Below are 17,271 nucleotides of genomic sequence, written 5' to 3' on the forward strand. Positions count from 1 at the left end.
GACCAAGTAATAATGGTCGCAATGGCGGAGTACACCTACCTCGTCCTGTCACTGCCGCGCGGTACCACCCGTGACACCGCCCGGCAGATCATGACCGAGCACGCGGAGCACGGCGGGTGGGAACTCGATCGCTTGCGCCTGTACCCGGACGGCCGCCGTCGTATTCAACTGCGCCGCAAGGTCATCCGCGCCGTCCGTACGTTCTGACCGTTCCCAGCGGCCTGTCCGGAGCGTAGCACTGCGTACGGATTCCCTGACGTGACGTTACTGTGTCCGCCGCAGGCACGGCCACACCCGCCCGTGAACATGCCTTCACCCGCCCGTGGACACGGCTTCGCCCGCCCCGGTCCGCGCCTCCGGGACGGGCGAAGGTCCTCCGCATACCGGCCCGAGGCCGGCTCACCCGCGGTCTGGTGGATCTAGCGGCGGCCCACCCGGATCCGCCGGGTCAGCACCAGGGTTCCGGCCGCGGCGGCCAGCAGCCCCGAGACCGCCGCCAGCAGCGTCGCGCCCGCCCTGGTCCCCGGCGTGATCGTCTTCGTGGACGCGACCGGGGCGATCCGGCCGATCCCGCCCGGCACGTCCGCGATCTCGCCGGTGGCCACGCCGTGCAGGTCGACCGGCGTCGCGGGCAGCGCGAGCGCGCCCGGCGCCCCCTCGGCCGGCCGGACGCGCTGGGCTCCGGCCCTCACCGGCGCGCTCTTCCCGGCCAGGCCCTGGGCCTGGGGAAGCACCTTCGTCCCGGGAAGCACCTGCGACACACCGTTCACATCCGGAAGAACGCCCACCTTCGGCAGGCCCGTGCTCGGAAGGCCCGTCGACCTCGACACCGCGCTCGGGGCCTGCTCGCCCTGGAGCACGGTTCCCTTGGCCAGACCGACCAGGCCCAGCTTCGAGGCGGCGGTGCCCAGCGCCTGCGGGTTCCCCAGCTCGGGGAGGCCGTTCGCGACCGGCGCACCGGTCGCCGCGCTACGGCCGTTCACCCTGGGGAGGCCGGCGCCGCCCGGCAGGGCCTGCGTGTCCAGGAGCGAGACGGCCGCCGGTGCGCTGTCACCGCCGAGCGCGGTGCGCTGGGTCCGCCTCGCGGTCCCGCCCTGCGCCGGAAGGCCGCCGGCCAGGCCGGCCCCGCCGTTCAGGACGGGAACGCCGTCAAGGCCGCCGACCGCGGGCGGGTCGATCTTCGAACCGGGGCGCGGGCCGGTGCCGGCCGTCCGGGAGTAGGGCTCGTACCCGCCGTTGCCCGGCTCGTCGCACACGCCGGCGGCCCGGCCGACCACGGCGGCGGCGTTGCCGCACACTTCCGCGGGGACCTGGACCGGCGCGTTCGCCTGGTTCCCGGAGCCGGTGCCCTGGGCGCCGGAGGTCTTGGCGCCGGAGCCGTGCGAACCCTTGACCAGCGACTGGCCGTTGCACTTCGCCGCCGCATCGCCGACGACGGCCGCCGTGTTGCCGCAGACCTCGGCGGGGATGGAGATCGGGGCGTTGCCCTGGTTCCCGGAGAGGATCCCGCGCACCCCGGAGGTCTGCTGGTCGCCCCCGGAGCCGCTGCGCACGTGCGCGCCGCCCTCGCAGAGCGCGCCGGCCTCCCCGACGAGCGCCGCGGCGTTGCCGCAGGCCGTCACCGGGATGCTGATCGGGGCGTTGCCCTGGTTCCCCGAGAGGATCCCGCGCGCGCCGGACGTGGTCTGCCGCCCCGTCCGGTGGCCGCCGTTGCGCACGGAGGCGCCGCCCTCGCACGCCGCCACCGCGTTGCCGACCGCGTTGCCGCAGACGTCCACGGGCACGCTGATCGGCACATCGGCCTGGTTGCCGCTTCCGACGCCGCGGACGCCGGACGTCTTCTGCCTCGATCCGGTGTTCCCGCCGCTCTTGACCTTCGAGCCCCCTTCGCAGCCCGCGAGCGCCCCGCCGACGACGGCGACGGCGTTGCCGCACGCGTTGACGGGCGCGGAGATCGGGGCCTTGACCTGGTTGCCCGCGAGGACGCCGTCCGTCCCGTCCGTGGTCTGGCCGCCCTTGCCGCTGCCCTTGACCTTGGCGCCGCCCTCGCAGCCGGCCTTCGCCCCGCCGACGACGGCCACGGCGTTGCCGCAGGCGTTCACCGGCAGGGAGATGGGGGCGTTGACCTGGTTCCCGGACACGACGCCGCGCTTGCCGGACGTCCGCTGGCCGCCACCGCTGCCGCTGCCGCCCTGGTCGACCTTGGCGCCGCCGCGGGACTTCGCCTTGCTGCCGCCGACCAGCGAGACGCCGTTGCCGCTCACGTCGACGGGGGCGGAGATCGGCGCGTTCACCTGGTTGCCGCTCAGGACTCCGCCGTTGCCGGTCGTGACGTCGGCGAAGGCGTTGACGGGGATGGCACTGACGCCGAGGGCGACGAAGCCCGCGGTCAGCACGGCACGCGAGGTGCCCTTTGCCCACGTTCGCATGATGCTCCTAGGGGAGAGTTGGTGGAGAAGAGACACGTGTGTCTCGGGGGAAGGCCGCGCATGAGGGCACGGCGGGAGACCGGATCGGCGCGCCCGAGCCGCACGGGGCACGCGTCCGGAGACTGTGGTCAGGAACTAGTCGGGCGCGAAGGAGGGCTCGTCCGCGGCGGTGCGGACGGCCGGCGGCACCGCACCGAAGACATGGCGCAGTGATGCCCGACGAGGTGCGGGGACCCACGTCCCGGCCGCCGGGAACCCGGCGGCGACACCGGTCATGGCGAAGCCGACGGTCGCCGAATGCGTGCCCGGCTTCTCAGGCGCCGGCATCGGCGCAGGGTGGTGCTGGACGACGACATGGCGGGCCCCATGGCCGGCATTCGGTCGCGTCCGGGAAAGGCCGGAGACAGCGGGCGGCGGCCGGCGGTGCGTCTCAGGCGCGGCCGCGACCTCGGTCACGACCCGCCTGGGCTCCCGCTCGGCCACCGGCTCGACCCGAACATCCGGCCGAGGCGGCGACACGTTCCGCGTGACCTTCTCTTCACGCGGCTCCGGCGCCACCACGTGCACGAGCTCGACCGGGTCGGCGACGCCGGGCACCTCGCGCACCGGCCGGCGCTCGCGAACGGTCTGGACCGCGTCCCCCAGCAGGGGCGTCTTCTCGACGACCCCCGCCACGGGCGCGGGCGGCGGCTCGTCGGCGTGCGCGGACTGCGCCGCGCACCCGAGGAGCCAGCCGGCGATCAGCAGCCCGCCGAGGACCAGCAGGCGCCGTACGGAACGTCCCACGGCGGCGCGGCGCGGCAGGACGGATTCCGCCCCGACTCGAACCGCGCCACCTGCCACCGGACACCCTCCGCCGTCACCGATCCGTCCTCAACGAATGGCGACGATAGCACCACGGAAAGCTCTGGTGATGGCAAATTCAAGAGCGATCAAGGAATTTGTCGAGAACCCTGACGCCGAAGCGCAGGCCGTCCACGGGAACGCGCTCGTCGACCCCATGGAACATTCCGGAAAAGTCCAACTCTGGGGGCAATTTCAGCGGCGCGAAGCCGAAGCACCGCATGCCCAGCGTGGAGAACGCCTTGGCGTCCGTCCCGCCGCTCAGGCAGTACGGCACCGGCAGCGCGCCCGCGTCCTCCGAGGTCAGCGCCGCTTCCATCGCCGCGACGAGCGCGCCTTCGTAGTCCGTCTCGACCGCGCGGTCATGGTGGACGAAATCCCGCTGAACGTCCGGACCGAGAAGTTCGTCCACCACCGAGAAGAATTCCGTCTCGTGTCCGGGAAGAAAGCGCCCGTCCACCTGAGCCGTGGCGGTCTGCGGAATCACATTCGCCTTATATCCGGCATCCAGCCGCGTCGGATTGAGCGTGTTCCGCAGCGTCGCCCCGATCATTCGCGCGAGCGGCCCGATCTCCGCAAGGCACTTTTCCGGATGTTCCGGATCGAACTCGACGCCGTACGCCATGCAGGCCCGCTCCAGAAACGCCCGCACCGACTTCGTCAGCCGCACCGGGAACTCGTGCGCCCCCAGCCGCGCGACCGCCGCCGCCACCGCCGTGACCGCGTTGTCCGGATGCACCATCGACCCGTGTCCGGCCGTCCCCTTGGCGGTCAGGTTCATCCACGCGATGCCCTTCTCCGCCGTCTCGATGAGGTACATCCGCCGGTCCCCGGGCACCGTCAGGCTGAACCCGCCGACCTCCCCCACGGCCTCGGTGCACCCCTCGAACAGCTCGGGATGCTCCCGCACCAGCCAGTGCGCGCCCCACTTCCCCCCGGCCTCCTCATCGGCCAGGAAGGCGAGCACCACGTCCCGCGGGGGCCTGCGCCCCTCCCGCAGCCGCTGCCGCGCCACCGCGAGGATCATCGCGTCCATGTCCTTCATGTCCACGGCCCCGCGCCCCCAGACGCACCCGTCGGCGATCTCCCCGCCGAACGGGTCGCGCGTCCAGTCCTCCTTGCGCGCCGGCACCACGTCGAGATGCCCGTGCAGGAGCAGCGCGTCACGCCCCGGATCCTCCCCCTCGATCCGCGCGACCAGGCTGGCCCGACCCGGATGCGACTCGAAGATCCGGGCCTCCAGCCCGACCTCCTCCAGCTTCTCCGCGACGTACTCCGCCGCCACCCGCTCCCCCGGCCCCGAATGATCGCCCGGGTTGCTGGTATCGATCCGGATCAGCTCCTGGCAGAGCCGGACGACCTCGTCCTCAGCGGTCGGCTGCGGAACCACAATGATCACCTCGCGTCGCTTGCGTACCGTCCCATGGTGCCCCGCCGATCGACTTCGCCGCGACTCGTCACCTTTGGTATGGTGAACTCCGCCGCCGCAGCCCCGCTGCGGCCTGCGACCGGTCCGGGTGGCGGAATAGGCAGACGCGCTAGCTTGAGGTGCTAGTGCCCTTTACGGGGCATGGGGGTTCAAGTCCCCCCTCGGACACACAGTTTGTACATAGCTGGACGTTTCCGGGCATTCCGGAGCACCCTCGGAGAGCCAGTACGCACCCGAGGGTCGGCCCCTCCGTTGTTTGATCACTTCCTTCCGCTATCGGCGTGAAGGCCGTGACACCCTGGCCGCAAGCCGTGTGCCAGAACGGCGCAGGCCCCCCCGAGGCGTTGCGGCGTCAGCGTCGGCGTTCAATATTGATCTTCACCTCTTTCGGGGTGCCGGTCCGCAGGGTGCGGTCTTCGGGCTCGCAGGTAAGAGTGATCTTGCGGGTGCGTAGGTGATGGCCGTGGCGATTCGGCTGGTGCTCTTCGGCCTGCGCACCGTCCTGCACAGCGACCGACCTCCTCCAGAGCCGCAACGGCCGGATGGGGGCGGGCCCCATCCGGCCTTCGTGCCGGGTCAGCCGGTGTGGCGGGTCTGGTCGGGGACGTTGAAGCCGTTGACGCGGACGTCGGGCTTGGCGGACGTGGCGGAGTAGCGGGCGGTGATGGTCTGCTGCTCGCCGGGCCAGAGCGTGACGTCGTTGTCGCTCCAGCGAATCGGCAGCACCTGCTTGCCGCCGGCGAACAGGTCGGCCCGGGTGAACAGGGCCGGGGTGCCGCCGTGGCCGACGTTGCGGACGGTCACGCTCGTCACCATCTCGCGGCCCTCGCGACGAGTGGTGGCCTGGACCTTGATGTCGGCGGGCTTGAGGGCGCGCAGGCCGGTCAGGTCGGCGTAGCCGTCTCTCTGGAAGACCGCGAACCCGTTGGACGGGGTGTACTGGCCGGGCGCGTGCGTCTTCGGCCAGTCGACCTGGTCGGCCTTCGTCGACAGCCAGTACACGTTGCGGCTGACGACCTCGGTACCGCGGGTGAGGGTGAGCTTCTCGAAGTAGGTCTTGGAGATCCCGGACGGGACCTTCGGGTGCAGGACGGTCCGGACGTCCTGGCTGCCCAGCGCCCCGACGGGCGCGGTGGCGGTGGCGCGGACCTTGCCGTCGAGGTCGATGATCTGTGCGGTCGCGCGCAGGCCGTCCTGGCGGGCGCCGGTCAGGTTGGCGACCTTGATGGAGCCGTCGTCGTAGGAGTACATGACGTGCACGGGCTCGTTGGCCTTCTTCGCGCCGAAGTAGACGCCCGGCTGGTCGAAGTCGGAGCCGTACATGCTCCACTGCAGCGACGGCCACGCCTTGTTCAGCATCCAGTAGATGATCCCGGTGCTGGGATTCGCCTTGTCGGTGGAGTTGCCGATGTACGACTCGAACTGCGCGCGCGTCGCCTCGTACTCACCGAGCTGGACGGTCTTGTGGTACGAGCCGGCGTCCTTCCAGGGGCCGTACCGGTGCCACAGCGGGGTGTTGTAGACGCCCATCCGGGACAGGCGCGTGTAATCGGCGTAGAAGAACGTGTGGTACATGTCCTGGCCTGCGGTCTGGCCCTGCGCGGTCGCCGGGTCCCAGATCTTCTTCTGCTCGTCCGGGGTGAGGAAGCGGTTCAGCGAGTCCTGCGTCGGAATGGTGTTGCCGGTGCTGACCTCGGTGTCGAACCCCCAGGCGCTACCGGTCATGCTGAGCGTCGGGTCGTTGGTGTTGACGGTCTCCCGCCTGTTGTTCCACAGGGCGTTCGGCGGGAAATAGTTGTAGCCGCCCTCCTTGGTGCCGGCCGGCCCCAGCTTGGGCGACGACCTGTACTCCGCGGCGGCGACCTGGGGGAGCCGGAAGTCGGCCTGCTCGAACGCCTTCAGGAAGAGGGCCTCCTTCTCCGCGTCGGGCGCGTCGTCGCTGCCCTGGAAGAAGGTGAAGACGCTCGGGTGGTCGCGGAGCCGCTCCGCCATCGTGCCCGCCTGATTGGAGGCGTTGGCCTTGACATCGTCCGACCAGGTCGACGACTTGCTCTCCCAGAGCGCGCAGCACTGCCAGCCCGGCATGGCGAGGACGCCCGCCCGGTCGAGCTGGGCGAACATGTCGTCGGGCGGGAAATTGCCCTCGAACCGGACCGCGTTCAGGCCCATGTTCCGGATGTAGGAGATCTGGTCGGAGACATTGGACGGGGAGTAGCGCAGGAAGAGGTCCGGCGACCATCCGGCGCCGCGGATGACCAGCGGCTTGCCGTTGACGATGAACTGTCGGTAGCCGTCCTTGCCGTGGGTCTTGCCGGGGACGGGCTTGGTGAGCCGCGACGTCACCGTCCGGATGCCGAAGTCCTCGGCGGCGGCACTGGAGACGGTCCCGCCCACGGACGCGTCCAGCGCGAGGTGGTACATCGGCTGGTCGCCCATCTGGTAGGGCCACCACACGTCGGGGTGCTCCAGGTGCAGGCCGGGGCAGTCCGCCTTGGTGATCGCAACGGCGCTTGTCGCGCGCGCGGGCACCGTGACCGTGGCCTTGCAGGCGACGCGAGTGGAACCGTGCGTCACCGTGCCGGACACGACCACCCGCTGCGTCGACCCGGTGTTGTTGCGCACGTCGGCCTTCACGGTCAGGTCGGCGGCGGAGAGGTCGGCGGCGTCGTCCTGCAGGACGTGCGCGTTCTGCACCGAGACCGGCCCGTCCTGGACGATCTGCGGCGCGTACTGCAGCCCGGTGTTCTGGTCGGGCGCCATCGGGTTCCAGTCGACCTGGTTCTGGGTCAGGTACCGCATGGGCGTGTCGAACTTGGTGATGTCGGCGTCGTTGCGGGAGACATCGAGCGCGATGGCGTTCGCCCCGTCCCGGACGTAGGGCGTGATGTCGTATTCCAGCCGCGCGTACGAGCCCTGCAACTGCGCACCCCCGGCGACCTTCTTCCCGTTGATCCAGAGATCGGCCTTCCCGGAGACGCCGTTCATCACCAGTGACGTGCGGCCGCCCTTCCTGGGGTGGACGGTGAACTGCTCGCGGTACCACCAGTTCACGTCGAACTGCTTGGCCGGCACCTTCGCCATGTTGTCGTTGTGGAAGATGTCCGGGTACCGGCCGTTCTCCAGCAGGCCCGCCATCAGCGTCTCGGGCCGGGAAAGCGGCAGCCAGCCCTTCGTCGAATAGTCCGGCTTGGAGATCTCAGCGCCGGTTTCGCGGGTGTCGGCGGAGGACCGGATCGCCCAGCCGGAGGCCAGTTCCGTGGTCCCGGAGGACCGGATCCTCTGCACGGCGGGCCGGTGCCCGGAGAATGCGTGGGCCGGCACCGCGGGGGCCAACGTCCCGCCGAGGGCGAGCACGGCGCACAACGCCGTGGTTCGAGTCCTGGACCCGCTCATGTGTCCATCACTCCTTCGTGCGGCCGGAGCCGGGCGCTTCCCGGCGGCCGATGCCATCCATGCTCGGACCGGAGGCACCCGGCAGGCCGTAGGGCCAGGACGTCAACGGGGGTAGTGCTAAGCCCACTTCGCGGTGAGGACGGTGGCGTCCAAGAGCCGCCTGGTCTCGGGGGGCTCGCGTCGACCTGAGCGCGACACACCCCCCGCCATGCGGCCGCTGTGAACGGCAGCCTGCCGGCCGAGGGGTCAGTTCGCCATCCGCCAGGTCTTGCGAGGTTGGTCGTGCATCCGTCCGGGGATGCCGGGGCGTTGCTGCCAGGGGTGCGGTCCGCTGGGCGGGCGGTACCCGACGCCCAGCGCGTCCAGGCGGGCATAGTGCGCCGTGTTCATCCGGCGCTCGAAGTCCTCGAAATCACGTTCATCCGGGCCTGGGAGCTGCGACCAGGCCACTTCGGCGAAAGCGACGAGGCGGGGGAACGCCTGGTAGTCCACCCGGCTGCGGTTCTCCGCGACCTCGGTCCACAGGTTGGCCTGTGCACCGATGATGTTGGCCGCGTGGGGCGTGCCGGACAGCCGGGGCGGTACGGGCTCGAACCGGTAGACATCCTCAAGTGTGTGGACCCATCCGAACGGCACGGGCTCTTCGGAGCCGTGGGCCTGGACGTGGTCAAGGTAGACCTCTTGTTGCGGACACATCACCACGCTGTGGCCGGCCTGCGCGGCGGCGATCCCGCCCGAGTACCACCGCCAGCACATGACGGCGGCGCCGTCCGCCAGGCCGCCCTCCAGGATCTCGTCCCAGCCGATGAGGCGCCGGCCCCGCGCGGCGAGCCAGCGGGCGAAGTGGCGGATCATCCACGACTGGAGATCGTCTTCGTTCTCGAGCCCGAGTTCCCGGATGCGGGCCTGGGCCGTGGGCGACTCGCGCCACTGGTCCTTGAAGCATTCGTCCCCGCCGATGTGGACGACCCGGCTGGGAAAGATCGCCAGCACTTCCTCCAGGACATCCTGATAGAAGCGCACCACGGCGTCAGTAGGGGCCAGCACGTTGCGGTTGAAGCCCCAGTCGGTCCCCACCTCCAGCGCGGCGGTGTCGACGACGTCGGTGTTCCCCAGTTCGGGGTAAGCGGCGATGGCGGCCTGGGAATGGCCTGGAAGGTCGATCTCGGGCACGACGGTGACGTGCCGCTCCGCCGCGTAGGCGACGATCTCGCGCAGATCGTCCTGGGTGTAGAAGCCGCCGTGCGGCCGCTCGTCCCACAGCGGCGGCTCCCCCCAGCCCAGGCGGGTCCGCCGCCGCCAGGCGCCGATCTCGGTCAGCCGGGGGTGGCGGCGGATCTCGACCCGCCACCCCTGGTCGTCGGTGAGATGCAGGTGCAGCACGTTCAGCTTGTGGGCGGCCAGCAGGTCGACATAGCGCAGCACATCGTCCTTGGGCAGGAAGTGCCGCGCGACGTCGAGCATGAAGCCCCGCCAAGCGAAACGCGGCCGGTCCTCTATGGTCACGTACGGCACCGTGACCGGCCCCCGCGCACTGGGGGCGCGGCGAAAGGCCTCCGGGCCCAGCATCTGCCGCAAGGTCTGACGCCCCCAGAAGGCACCCGCCTCATCACCGCCCACGATCTCGGCGCCCTCAGCCGACACGGAAAGGCGGTACGCCTCCGGCCCGAGTGACGGGTCGACATCGGTACGCACATCCCCGCTGAAAGGGCCGGACCCTCCGGTCCGTTCGACCCGCCCCGGGGCTGGTATCAAAGCCAACTCAGACGCCACACACCCAGTTCTAACACCCGCCACGACCGGCTGCTGAGGTTCACCAAGCCCGCACCGTGGGGCGGTCAGCCGATCGTCAGCCGGTACGAGCCGCGCGCGCAGCCGGTGACCCGCCAGCCGCCCTCGGCCTTCGTCGCTTCGATCTTCTCGATGCCGGTGACCGCGGGAGCGGGGCGGTCTTCTCCCGGCACCCAGACGTCCAGTTCGCAGCCGCCGCCGGCTGTCCTTCCGGTCAGCGTGAACTTCTGCGGTCCCGTGGGCTTCGCGCCGGGCCGGCCACCGGGGAGGGAGCGCAGCGAGGTGAGGACGCCGGGTGCCGCGCGCGGGTAGGCGCGCGAGATCTCCTGGACGGCCACCGCGTCCGGGGGGAGGAAGCGTCCCGTCGCGCAGTCGAGGTTGTTGAGGCCGTTCCCTGTCGGCTCGATGCCGTTCTGCGGATCGCCGCACGCCTGCTTCCACACCCAGAAGGCTCCGCCGATCCTGCCGTCGTCCTCTTGGCGGGCGTAGCGGCGCAGCCTGCCGGCCACCGAGCCGGCATCGCCCCAGAACCCCCACTCGCCGCTCCAGACCGGCATGTCGCCGGCGGCCCTCCGCGCGAGGGCGAAGCCGTGCTCGACGGAGGTCATGACGGGCAGCCCGAGCGAGGCGTCCATGGTGATCGACTCGGCGTACAGATGGGGCGCGAAGACGACGTCGGGATCGGACCGGAAGGAGCCGCGCGGGATCGCGTCGAACCCGGTGCCGGACCAGAAGATGCTCGGCTCGACGAACAGCAGATGGGGACGGGACTCGGCGGCGCGGATCGCACGCAGGACACGGTCGTGGAAACGGCCGAGCAGCAGCGTCGAGGTCAGCGGCGCCTGCTCACCGAAGCCCGGTTCGTTCAGCGGATCGAACCCGGCCACCGCGGGGTCGCCGCCGAAGCGTCCGGCGAGCATTCCCCACACCTTCACCAGGCGGCCCTGGACACCGTCGCGGTCATAGTAGAAGTTCGTGAACGCGCGGTTCCCCGCGGGCGAGATGTCGCGTCCGGTGAACTGGCAGCGGGGTGCGCCGTCGGCCTTGGTCGCCCACGCGGGCGCGCCGTCGTAGCCGTCCATCCGGGACGTGCCGAAGGGGCACGAGCTTCCGGCCGGGGTGGGCTCGTTGCTCCAGCCGTCCTGGTGCATGTCGATCACCGTGTACAGCCCGTGCCGCTTCGCCCAGGCCACGGCCTGGTCGATCTGCCGCAGGTAGCCCTCGTCGTACCGGCCGGGGCGCGGTTCGATACGTGACCACGACACCCCCAGCCGCACCACGTTCAGGCCGAGCGCCGCCATCTGCGCGAAATCGTCCTCGCCGAGCGGCAGTGTCGCCGGCACTCCCGGACGCGGCACGTAGAAGTCGACCAGCTGGTTGACGTTCACTCCGCGCAGAAGGACCTGCCTGTCCTCACCGTCGACGATGCGAGGCCGCTCCCCGCGGACGGCCCGCAACGGTGACAGCTCCGTCCCCTGGGCGGCGACCGGCTTGCGGGCGGAGGGTGCGGGCTCCGGTCCGGCGAGGGCCACGGCTCCGGCCGTCGCCACCACCACGACCGCGATGCTCAAGGCGGTCGCGGTGGAGGCGCGCGGGGCCGCCCGCCCGAACGCCCGGCGGGTGGCGGGCAGGGTCAGCAGCGCGGGCAGCCAGCCGAACGCGACGCCGAGGGACGCGCCCTCGCCGAACCTGATCCACAGGGCGGCGGGCGTCTGCAGGGGAGCACCTGGCCCGTCCAGGATCAGGAGTCCGGCGACTTGGACGGCGCCGAGGACGATGCCCGCCCAGAGCGCGGCCAGCCACCCGCCGAGGAAGGCCCCGGCGGCCGTGCGGGACCGGCGCGCGAAGGTCCGCTGGGTGCGGGCGAGCGCGAGGGAGACGACGACCAGTCCGGCGAGGAGCCCGGCCGCCCCACCCTGCGGGGACGCCGACGGCAGTCCATCCGGCAGGTCCCGCGCCCAGTGCGACGCCACCCACGGTCCGGTCACCGCCAGCACCGAGACGCTGACGGCCGCGACCGGCCAGTGCGACCGTCGAGCGGGCTCGCCGTCCCCGCGGTCTCCCGGACGGGCGAGAAGGGTCACCGCCGCCGGGACCAGCGCGTACAGGGCCGCTTTGGGCACGGTGAAGCTCGTCGCCCACAGCAGGTCGGCGACGTTCGGCCCCGGCGCGGTCGCCGCCGTCGACATGGCGGCCTTCGCGACCACGGCGGTGAGCACGAACCCCGCCCAGACCGTCGCGAAGCGCGCCCGCCGCCCCAGATGCCCGAAGGCGGCCACGACCCACGCCGTGCCCCCCAGCAGCAGCGGAACGTAGACCACCAGGGGGACGATCTGCCAGCGCGCCGCCGGCACCACCCGTCCGGGCATTCCCAGCAACGCGAAGTACCCGACCGGATCGATCAGCGCCCCCACCACGACCAGTACCAGGACGGCACCCACGGTCGTCGACACGAGACGTCGCGAACCCAATGTGGCCTCCTGGCGCCGGGGAAGCGCCAAATTACATGAAGGATCCTCATATTTGCTAGGACTGCCGGAGAACCGACGAGTCGCCGTTCGGTCATGGCCACGCCGGATGGAGCTGCTCGCCCTCGACGAAGGTGCGCCCGGCACCATCCGGTTGACCGGGACGTGCACGCCCGGCAGCACATCCGGGTTGCTCACCAGTCGCCGGCCCGCGGCCAGGCCGGCTCCGGCGCGGTCGAGTGGCCGTGCGAGTCGTGCGGCTATTTCCCTGGCGTTACGCGGCAGACGTGGCCGATCGGGGTGGCGGACATGCTGAAGAAACGCGTCCACCTGACCCGTACTCTCACCCCAGCTGTCCGCGGTATCGGGGAGCCTCGGTCTCGATGGGTAAGACCTCAGTGCAGGAGGGGTTCGCCGGAGAGGTAGCAAACTTCCAGGGTGAGTTGCGCGATGCGCCAGCCATCTGGAGTGCGGCGGAGTTTCCAGTAGTGCCATCCGGCTCCGTCGGCATGTCGTAGAGGGTCGTGCGTGTCGAACAAGTGTGCGGCGACGAAGGCGGACCGCGCGTCGGCCGTGTCGGCGTCCAGTGTGATCGCGTGGTTGGTGCTGAGATGGTGGGTGCCGGCGTATCGGCCGAGGTTGCCGGCGACGAACTCGGCCAGACCCTCGCGTCCGCGGTGGGTGATGGTCTTGGCGACGAGCGGGGAGATGATGACCGCCCCGTCTTCTGTGAAGTTGGCCGCGTAGCTCTTCCAGTCCTGGTCGTCGAGCGCGCGGGCGAAGTCGATGAGCAGATCGCTGATCGCCGCCCGGTCGACCAGCCATCGGAGTTGGTCGGCCGATCCGGTCGGCGGGTTCGTCGGTGGCATGATCCTGGCTACCTCCCGGCGGTCCGCCTGCGTCGGCGGACGCCTTCGTCCTCGGCGTGTCCGTACGAAGGGTGGTCGGATTGCGTGCGCTGGGCTGATGATGCGAGCAGAGTGACGTGACGCCGGCTCTGGACGGACCCCATGCGAGCGGTTCCGCTCGGCGGCGGCCTTGGGTTCAACCGCCGAGAGTCCGCCGGATCAGGGTTTCGGCCGTGGCCGCGGCGGCCGTGGAACCGAGGGAGACATGGTGTTTCAGACGCTGTCTCCGCCTCGGGCCGAGGGGGTCCCCCAGGTTGGTCCGGACGTTGAGGCCGAGTTGTCCGGTGGTCACGTCGCCGAGGACGGACTGCATCTGGGAGGATGAATTGTTGAACGAGTAAACGAAGTCCAGGAGCATGTGCATTCCATGGTCGACACCGAGGCTGTCCGCCAGGATCTCGCGAGCGATGTCATTCATCACTCTGCTCAATGCTTTGTCGAATTTGAGCTTGGGGTAGAGGAAACGCACTGATCCTTCGATGTTCCCCATCGACTTGCCGATCAGTGAGATGAGCGGGCTGACCTGGATCCCGCGTTGGGTGGAGTAGCGGGCGATGGACATCAGGGCGACCCCGAGATTCAATTCTTCCAGGGTGGCGTTCGCCCAGTACGGGATCGTGTTCGACACATCGTTGGCGAAACGCGTGCTGTTGCTCCACGGCGTGAGCGATCCCAGTTTGATCCAGTCTCTCGCCAGGGCCGCCCCGTCGCCGCGCGCCATTCCGACGAGTCCCTTGAGCAGGATCAGGCTGGCATTTCGATCGATCTTTCCATACATCCCCCAGTCGATCACATGCGCCTTCCCGTTCTGATCGACAAGGATGTTGCCCGGGTGGGGGTCGGCATGGAAGGCCCGGTCGACGAAGTAGCCGCGGAACATGAAACCCATCAACTGGTAGGCGATCTCCTTGCGTTGCTTGTCCGTCAGATCGTCGTCCTTCACCCGGTTGATCGGCGTGCCGTCGACGAATGACTGCACCAGCACGCGAGGCGTCGCCTCGATGACCTTGGGAACTTTGATCCGCTTGAAGTTCCTCGCGGCCTTGCGCGCGTCTTTCATGTTGCGCGCCTCGCGCGTGAAGTCCGCCTCGGCCTCCATCGCGGTGAACACCACTTCCATCATCGACTTGACGTCGATGACCTCGCACAAGTGCGGGGCCGCCCGGTGGATGAGGCCGGCGATCTTGCGCAGCACCGCCATGTCGCCCAGCATGGCCGCAGACGTGCCGGGGCGCTGCACCTTCAGAACGCAGGGGCGCCCGTCGTTCCACACGGCGCGATAGACCTGGGCGACGGAGGCGGCGCCCAGTGGCCGCTCAGTGTTGATCTCCTGGAAGCACGAGCGCCAGTGACCACCCAGTTCGGCTTCGATGACGGGCTCGAATACCGAGAAGGGGTCGATGCGTGCCTGATCGTTGAGATTGGCCAACTCGTCCATCAGGTACTGGGGCATGATATCGGGCCTGGTCGCCAGTAGCTGCCCGAGTTTTATGTAGATCGGCCCCAAGTCTTCCAGCATCGACCGTAGCGCCTTCGCCCGCTCCTGCTGGCGCAGCCCGTCGACGGGTGCCTGCGACCGGGCCAGCCGCGCCCGGAGGCTGCGCGTCGCCTCGTTGGCGGCCGATCGGGAAGCGATCTTGATCGTGCGGCTGGCCCTGCCTGCGGGCACGCGTTCTCCCTACCCGCCGGCGCGATCAGCCGACGGCACGGTGTTCGTCTACGGCTACTTCTTCATGTCGGCGATCTGCTGGCTGAGCACACTGATCTGCCCGGCGAGTTCGCGGATGTGCCGCTCGTTCCGCTTGGCCCGCTTCTTCCCACTCTTCTTCTTTTTCTTCACGCCGAGACTCTTCCGCACGGCCTTGGCGTGCCTGTTACCGGACTTTTCGGAGCGTCTGATCATGTCGTCGAAGACGGACCTTCTTGCCACGACGTCACCTTTCGCACTGATATGGTCTTTGCCGCCGAGCCCACAAAGATCGCTAGTTCAGGCCGATCCTTTACCGGCGGAGCCTTGTCGAGTGCGAGTATGCATCGGGCCGCCCCGCGATTGTCAACACCCCGGCCAAGGCTTCACCTGCTTACGTCAAAGAAGACCACGACCGGACGGGATCGCTCGTCCCGAATGGCGCGATTTGGTTCTTATCTACTAAATCAGCGGCGGTCATAGAGCGTTATCCGATCAGAAAGGTGCTCATGGGCAGGTTGGATAGGGTGCTTCGGGCCGGCGCCGTCGCGGGTCCGACGCTCAGCCGGTGGGCGCCGGGCAGGGACGGCCACGAGAAGGCGGCCACTGCCGCATCCGGGGTGGAACCGATGCCGGCAGCCGACAGAGCTGCGGCCGACCGGCTGCTGGCGCGAGCCGCCGTGGGCTCGGGCGTGCATCTGTCCCTGTCGGTCTACGAGACCGCCCGGCTTGTGCGCCTGGCGCCGTGGGTGTGGGGGCACCATGCGCGCATCGACTACCTGATGGCTCTGCAGCGCCGGGACGGCACCTGGGGCGGGCCCGATCTCTACGCCCTGGTGCCCACTCTCAGCGCGACGGAGGCACTGTTGCATCTGGCGTGTGCCCGGGACCGTTCGCCGATCAGGGCCGAACGCCGGACCGACGCCGCCGACCTCCTGGCGGCCGCCGCCGACCGCGGGCTTGGAGCATCGCGGCGTCTGCTCGGCAGAGCCTCCCGGCCGCGGCCTCGCACGCTTGGAGCCGACCTGCTCGTGCCGTACCTGGTCAACGAGATCAACAAGACGCTGCGCCCGTGCGCGGCCACGGACACCCTTGAAAGCCTGCCGCGGCGGCTAGGGCGCCATGCCGTGCTGCCGTCCCCTCACCAGGGCCGGGAGCGCGGAGCGGCCAAGGGGGCCGTGCCTTCGTCCTCCTCGACTCAGGGGCTGCCGTTCCTGGCGGGCCATTTCTGGGAAGACTCCGGCGGCCCGGCCCGCGAGACGGCCGCCGCGAGCCCGGTGGACGGGATGATCGGCTCGTCACCGGCGGCGACCGCGGCGTGGCTGGCACGTGGGCCGGCCGACGAACGCGACGGGCGGTGCGTGGGCGCGCTCGACGGCGTGGCGCGCGTGCACGGGGGCCCCGTGCCCAGCCTGTGGCCGGTGACCGGCTACGAGCAGGTCAAGCTGGTGGCCACGCTGGTCCGCGCGGGACTGGGAGCCGCGGTGCCGCCCTCCCTGCGGGAGCGGTTGCGGTGGCAGGCGACCGGCGGGACCGACGAGGCGCCCCGCGAGGTGACCGGAGACTGCGGGGTCGTGAGCACCGCGCTGTACGCCCTCGCCGAACTCGGCGAGCTGGGCGGGCGGTGCCCCGTGGAGGTTCTGCGGCGCTTCGAGACCGCGACCCATTTCCAGCGCTGGCCCGGGGACCCGGTCTGCTCGCCCGTCGCCAACGCTCACGTGCTTGAGGCGTTCGGCGCTCATGCCGCGGCCCGTCCCGGTCACCGTCCGCGTCACGCGCCGGTCATCTCCAAGATCACACGCTGGTTGTGCGGCCGTCAGCAGCTGAGCGGCCGCTGGGAGGATCCGGGCCACGCCTCCCCTTACTACGCCACGTCCCACATCTCGGTGGCCTTGAGCCGCTTCGGCTGCCGCGGCGCTTCCTCCGCGGTCGCCCGCGCGGCCTGGTGGGTCCGAGCCACCCAGCGGCCCGACGGATCCTGGGGGGTGTGGAGGGGAACCGCCGAGGAGACCGCGTACGCCTTGCAGACGCTGCTGGCGGCGCCGCACCAGATCTCACAGGATCTGCTGGCCAGGGGTGCCGCCGCTCTGCAGCGCCTGGCCGCGGCCGGGACGGGGCACCCGCCGTTGTGGCACGGCAAGGACCTCTACGCCCCCGCCGCCGTCATCGACGCGGCGATCCTGGCGGTGACCTGCCGACTGCGCCGCTATTTCCCGCTTACCAGCCGTGCTTATTCTCTTTCCCCGATTCACGTGGAGCACAGCGGCTCCGACTGCACAGAGCCGCTGGTCGGCCCGTGACTCCCCCCCGTGCGGTCGCGCAA

General features: G+C 70.3%; 11 protein-coding genes and 1 tRNA gene. 3 read left to right on the top strand and 9 right to left on the bottom strand.

The window, feature by feature from the left end:
* Positions 1-21: 21 nt before the first annotated feature.
* Positions 22-207, top strand: a complete 186-nt coding sequence (locus tag BJ999_RS39235; RefSeq protein ID WP_141580137.1) for a DUF5703 family protein — start codon at positions 22-24, stop codon at positions 205-207.
* 212 nt (positions 208-419) lie between these two features.
* Here the strand turns inward: BJ999_RS39235 and BJ999_RS39240 are convergent, their stop codons facing one another.
* The 3 genes from BJ999_RS39240 to BJ999_RS39250 all read right to left on the bottom strand — a co-directional run bounded on the left by BJ999_RS39240 (position 420) and on the right by BJ999_RS39250 (position 4,671).
* Positions 420-2,429 carry a chaplin gene (locus BJ999_RS39240; RefSeq protein ID WP_179837902.1) on the bottom strand — a complete coding sequence of 670 codons (2,010 nt, stop codon included), beginning with the start codon at positions 2,427-2,429 and terminating at the stop codon, positions 420-422.
* 135 nt (positions 2,430-2,564) lie between these two features.
* Entirely contained in the window at positions 2,565-3,272 is a 708-nt protein-coding gene (locus BJ999_RS39245) for a hypothetical protein (protein WP_179837903.1), read from the bottom strand.
* A 79-nt stretch (positions 3,273-3,351) separates the two neighbouring features.
* A complete protein-coding gene (locus tag BJ999_RS39250; RefSeq protein ID WP_179837904.1) occupies positions 3,352-4,671 on the bottom strand; it encodes a M20/M25/M40 family metallo-hydrolase in 1,320 nt (439 codons plus the stop codon).
* Positions 4,672-4,783: 112 nt separating this feature from the next.
* Here BJ999_RS39250 and BJ999_RS39255 point away from each other — a divergent pair.
* Positions 4,784-4,869 (top strand) — tRNA-Leu (locus BJ999_RS39255).
* Between the two features lie 184 nt (positions 4,870-5,053).
* Here the strand turns inward: BJ999_RS39255 and BJ999_RS39260 are convergent.
* From BJ999_RS39260 to BJ999_RS39285, 6 genes are all read right to left on the bottom strand, one after another.
* Positions 5,054-5,209 (bottom strand): hypothetical protein, encoded by a 156-nt coding sequence (locus BJ999_RS39260; RefSeq protein ID WP_179837905.1) that lies wholly within the window; start codon positions 5,207-5,209, stop codon positions 5,054-5,056.
* Between the two features lie 68 nt (positions 5,210-5,277).
* Positions 5,278-8,094: a glycoside hydrolase family 2 protein gene (locus tag BJ999_RS39265; protein WP_179837906.1), complete on the bottom strand. Its 2,817-nt coding sequence runs from the start codon at positions 8,092-8,094 to the stop codon at positions 5,278-5,280.
* 246 nt (positions 8,095-8,340) lie between these two features.
* The gene (locus BJ999_RS39270) at positions 8,341-9,891 is read right to left on the bottom strand and encodes a beta-N-acetylhexosaminidase (protein ID WP_308427290.1); all 1,551 of its coding nucleotides are present in this window, start codon (positions 9,889-9,891) and stop codon (positions 8,341-8,343) included.
* A gap of 41 nt (positions 9,892-9,932) precedes the next feature.
* Complete coding sequence (locus tag BJ999_RS39275) at positions 9,933-12,356, bottom strand: glycoside hydrolase family 5 protein (protein ID WP_179837907.1); 2,424 nt, start codon at positions 12,354-12,356, stop codon at positions 9,933-9,935.
* Positions 12,357-12,748: 392 nt separating this feature from the next.
* On the bottom strand, positions 12,749-13,222 hold the full coding sequence (locus BJ999_RS39280; protein WP_179837908.1) for a nuclear transport factor 2 family protein: 474 nt from the start codon (positions 13,220-13,222) through the stop codon (positions 12,749-12,751).
* 175 nt (positions 13,223-13,397) lie between these two features.
* Positions 13,398-14,930, bottom strand: a complete 1,533-nt coding sequence (locus BJ999_RS39285) for an ABC1 kinase family protein (RefSeq protein WP_179837909.1) — start codon at positions 14,928-14,930, stop codon at positions 13,398-13,400.
* A gap of 647 nt (positions 14,931-15,577) precedes the next feature.
* Between BJ999_RS39285 and BJ999_RS39290 the strand changes: the two genes are divergently transcribed.
* Positions 15,578-17,248, top strand: a complete 1,671-nt coding sequence (locus tag BJ999_RS39290) for a prenyltransferase/squalene oxidase repeat-containing protein (RefSeq protein WP_179837910.1) — start codon at positions 15,578-15,580, stop codon at positions 17,246-17,248.
* Positions 17,249-17,271: the final 23 nt, after the last annotated feature.

This window comes from Actinomadura citrea (assembly GCF_013409045.1).
Lineage (GTDB): Bacteria > Actinomycetota > Actinomycetes > Streptosporangiales > Streptosporangiaceae > Spirillospora > Spirillospora citrea.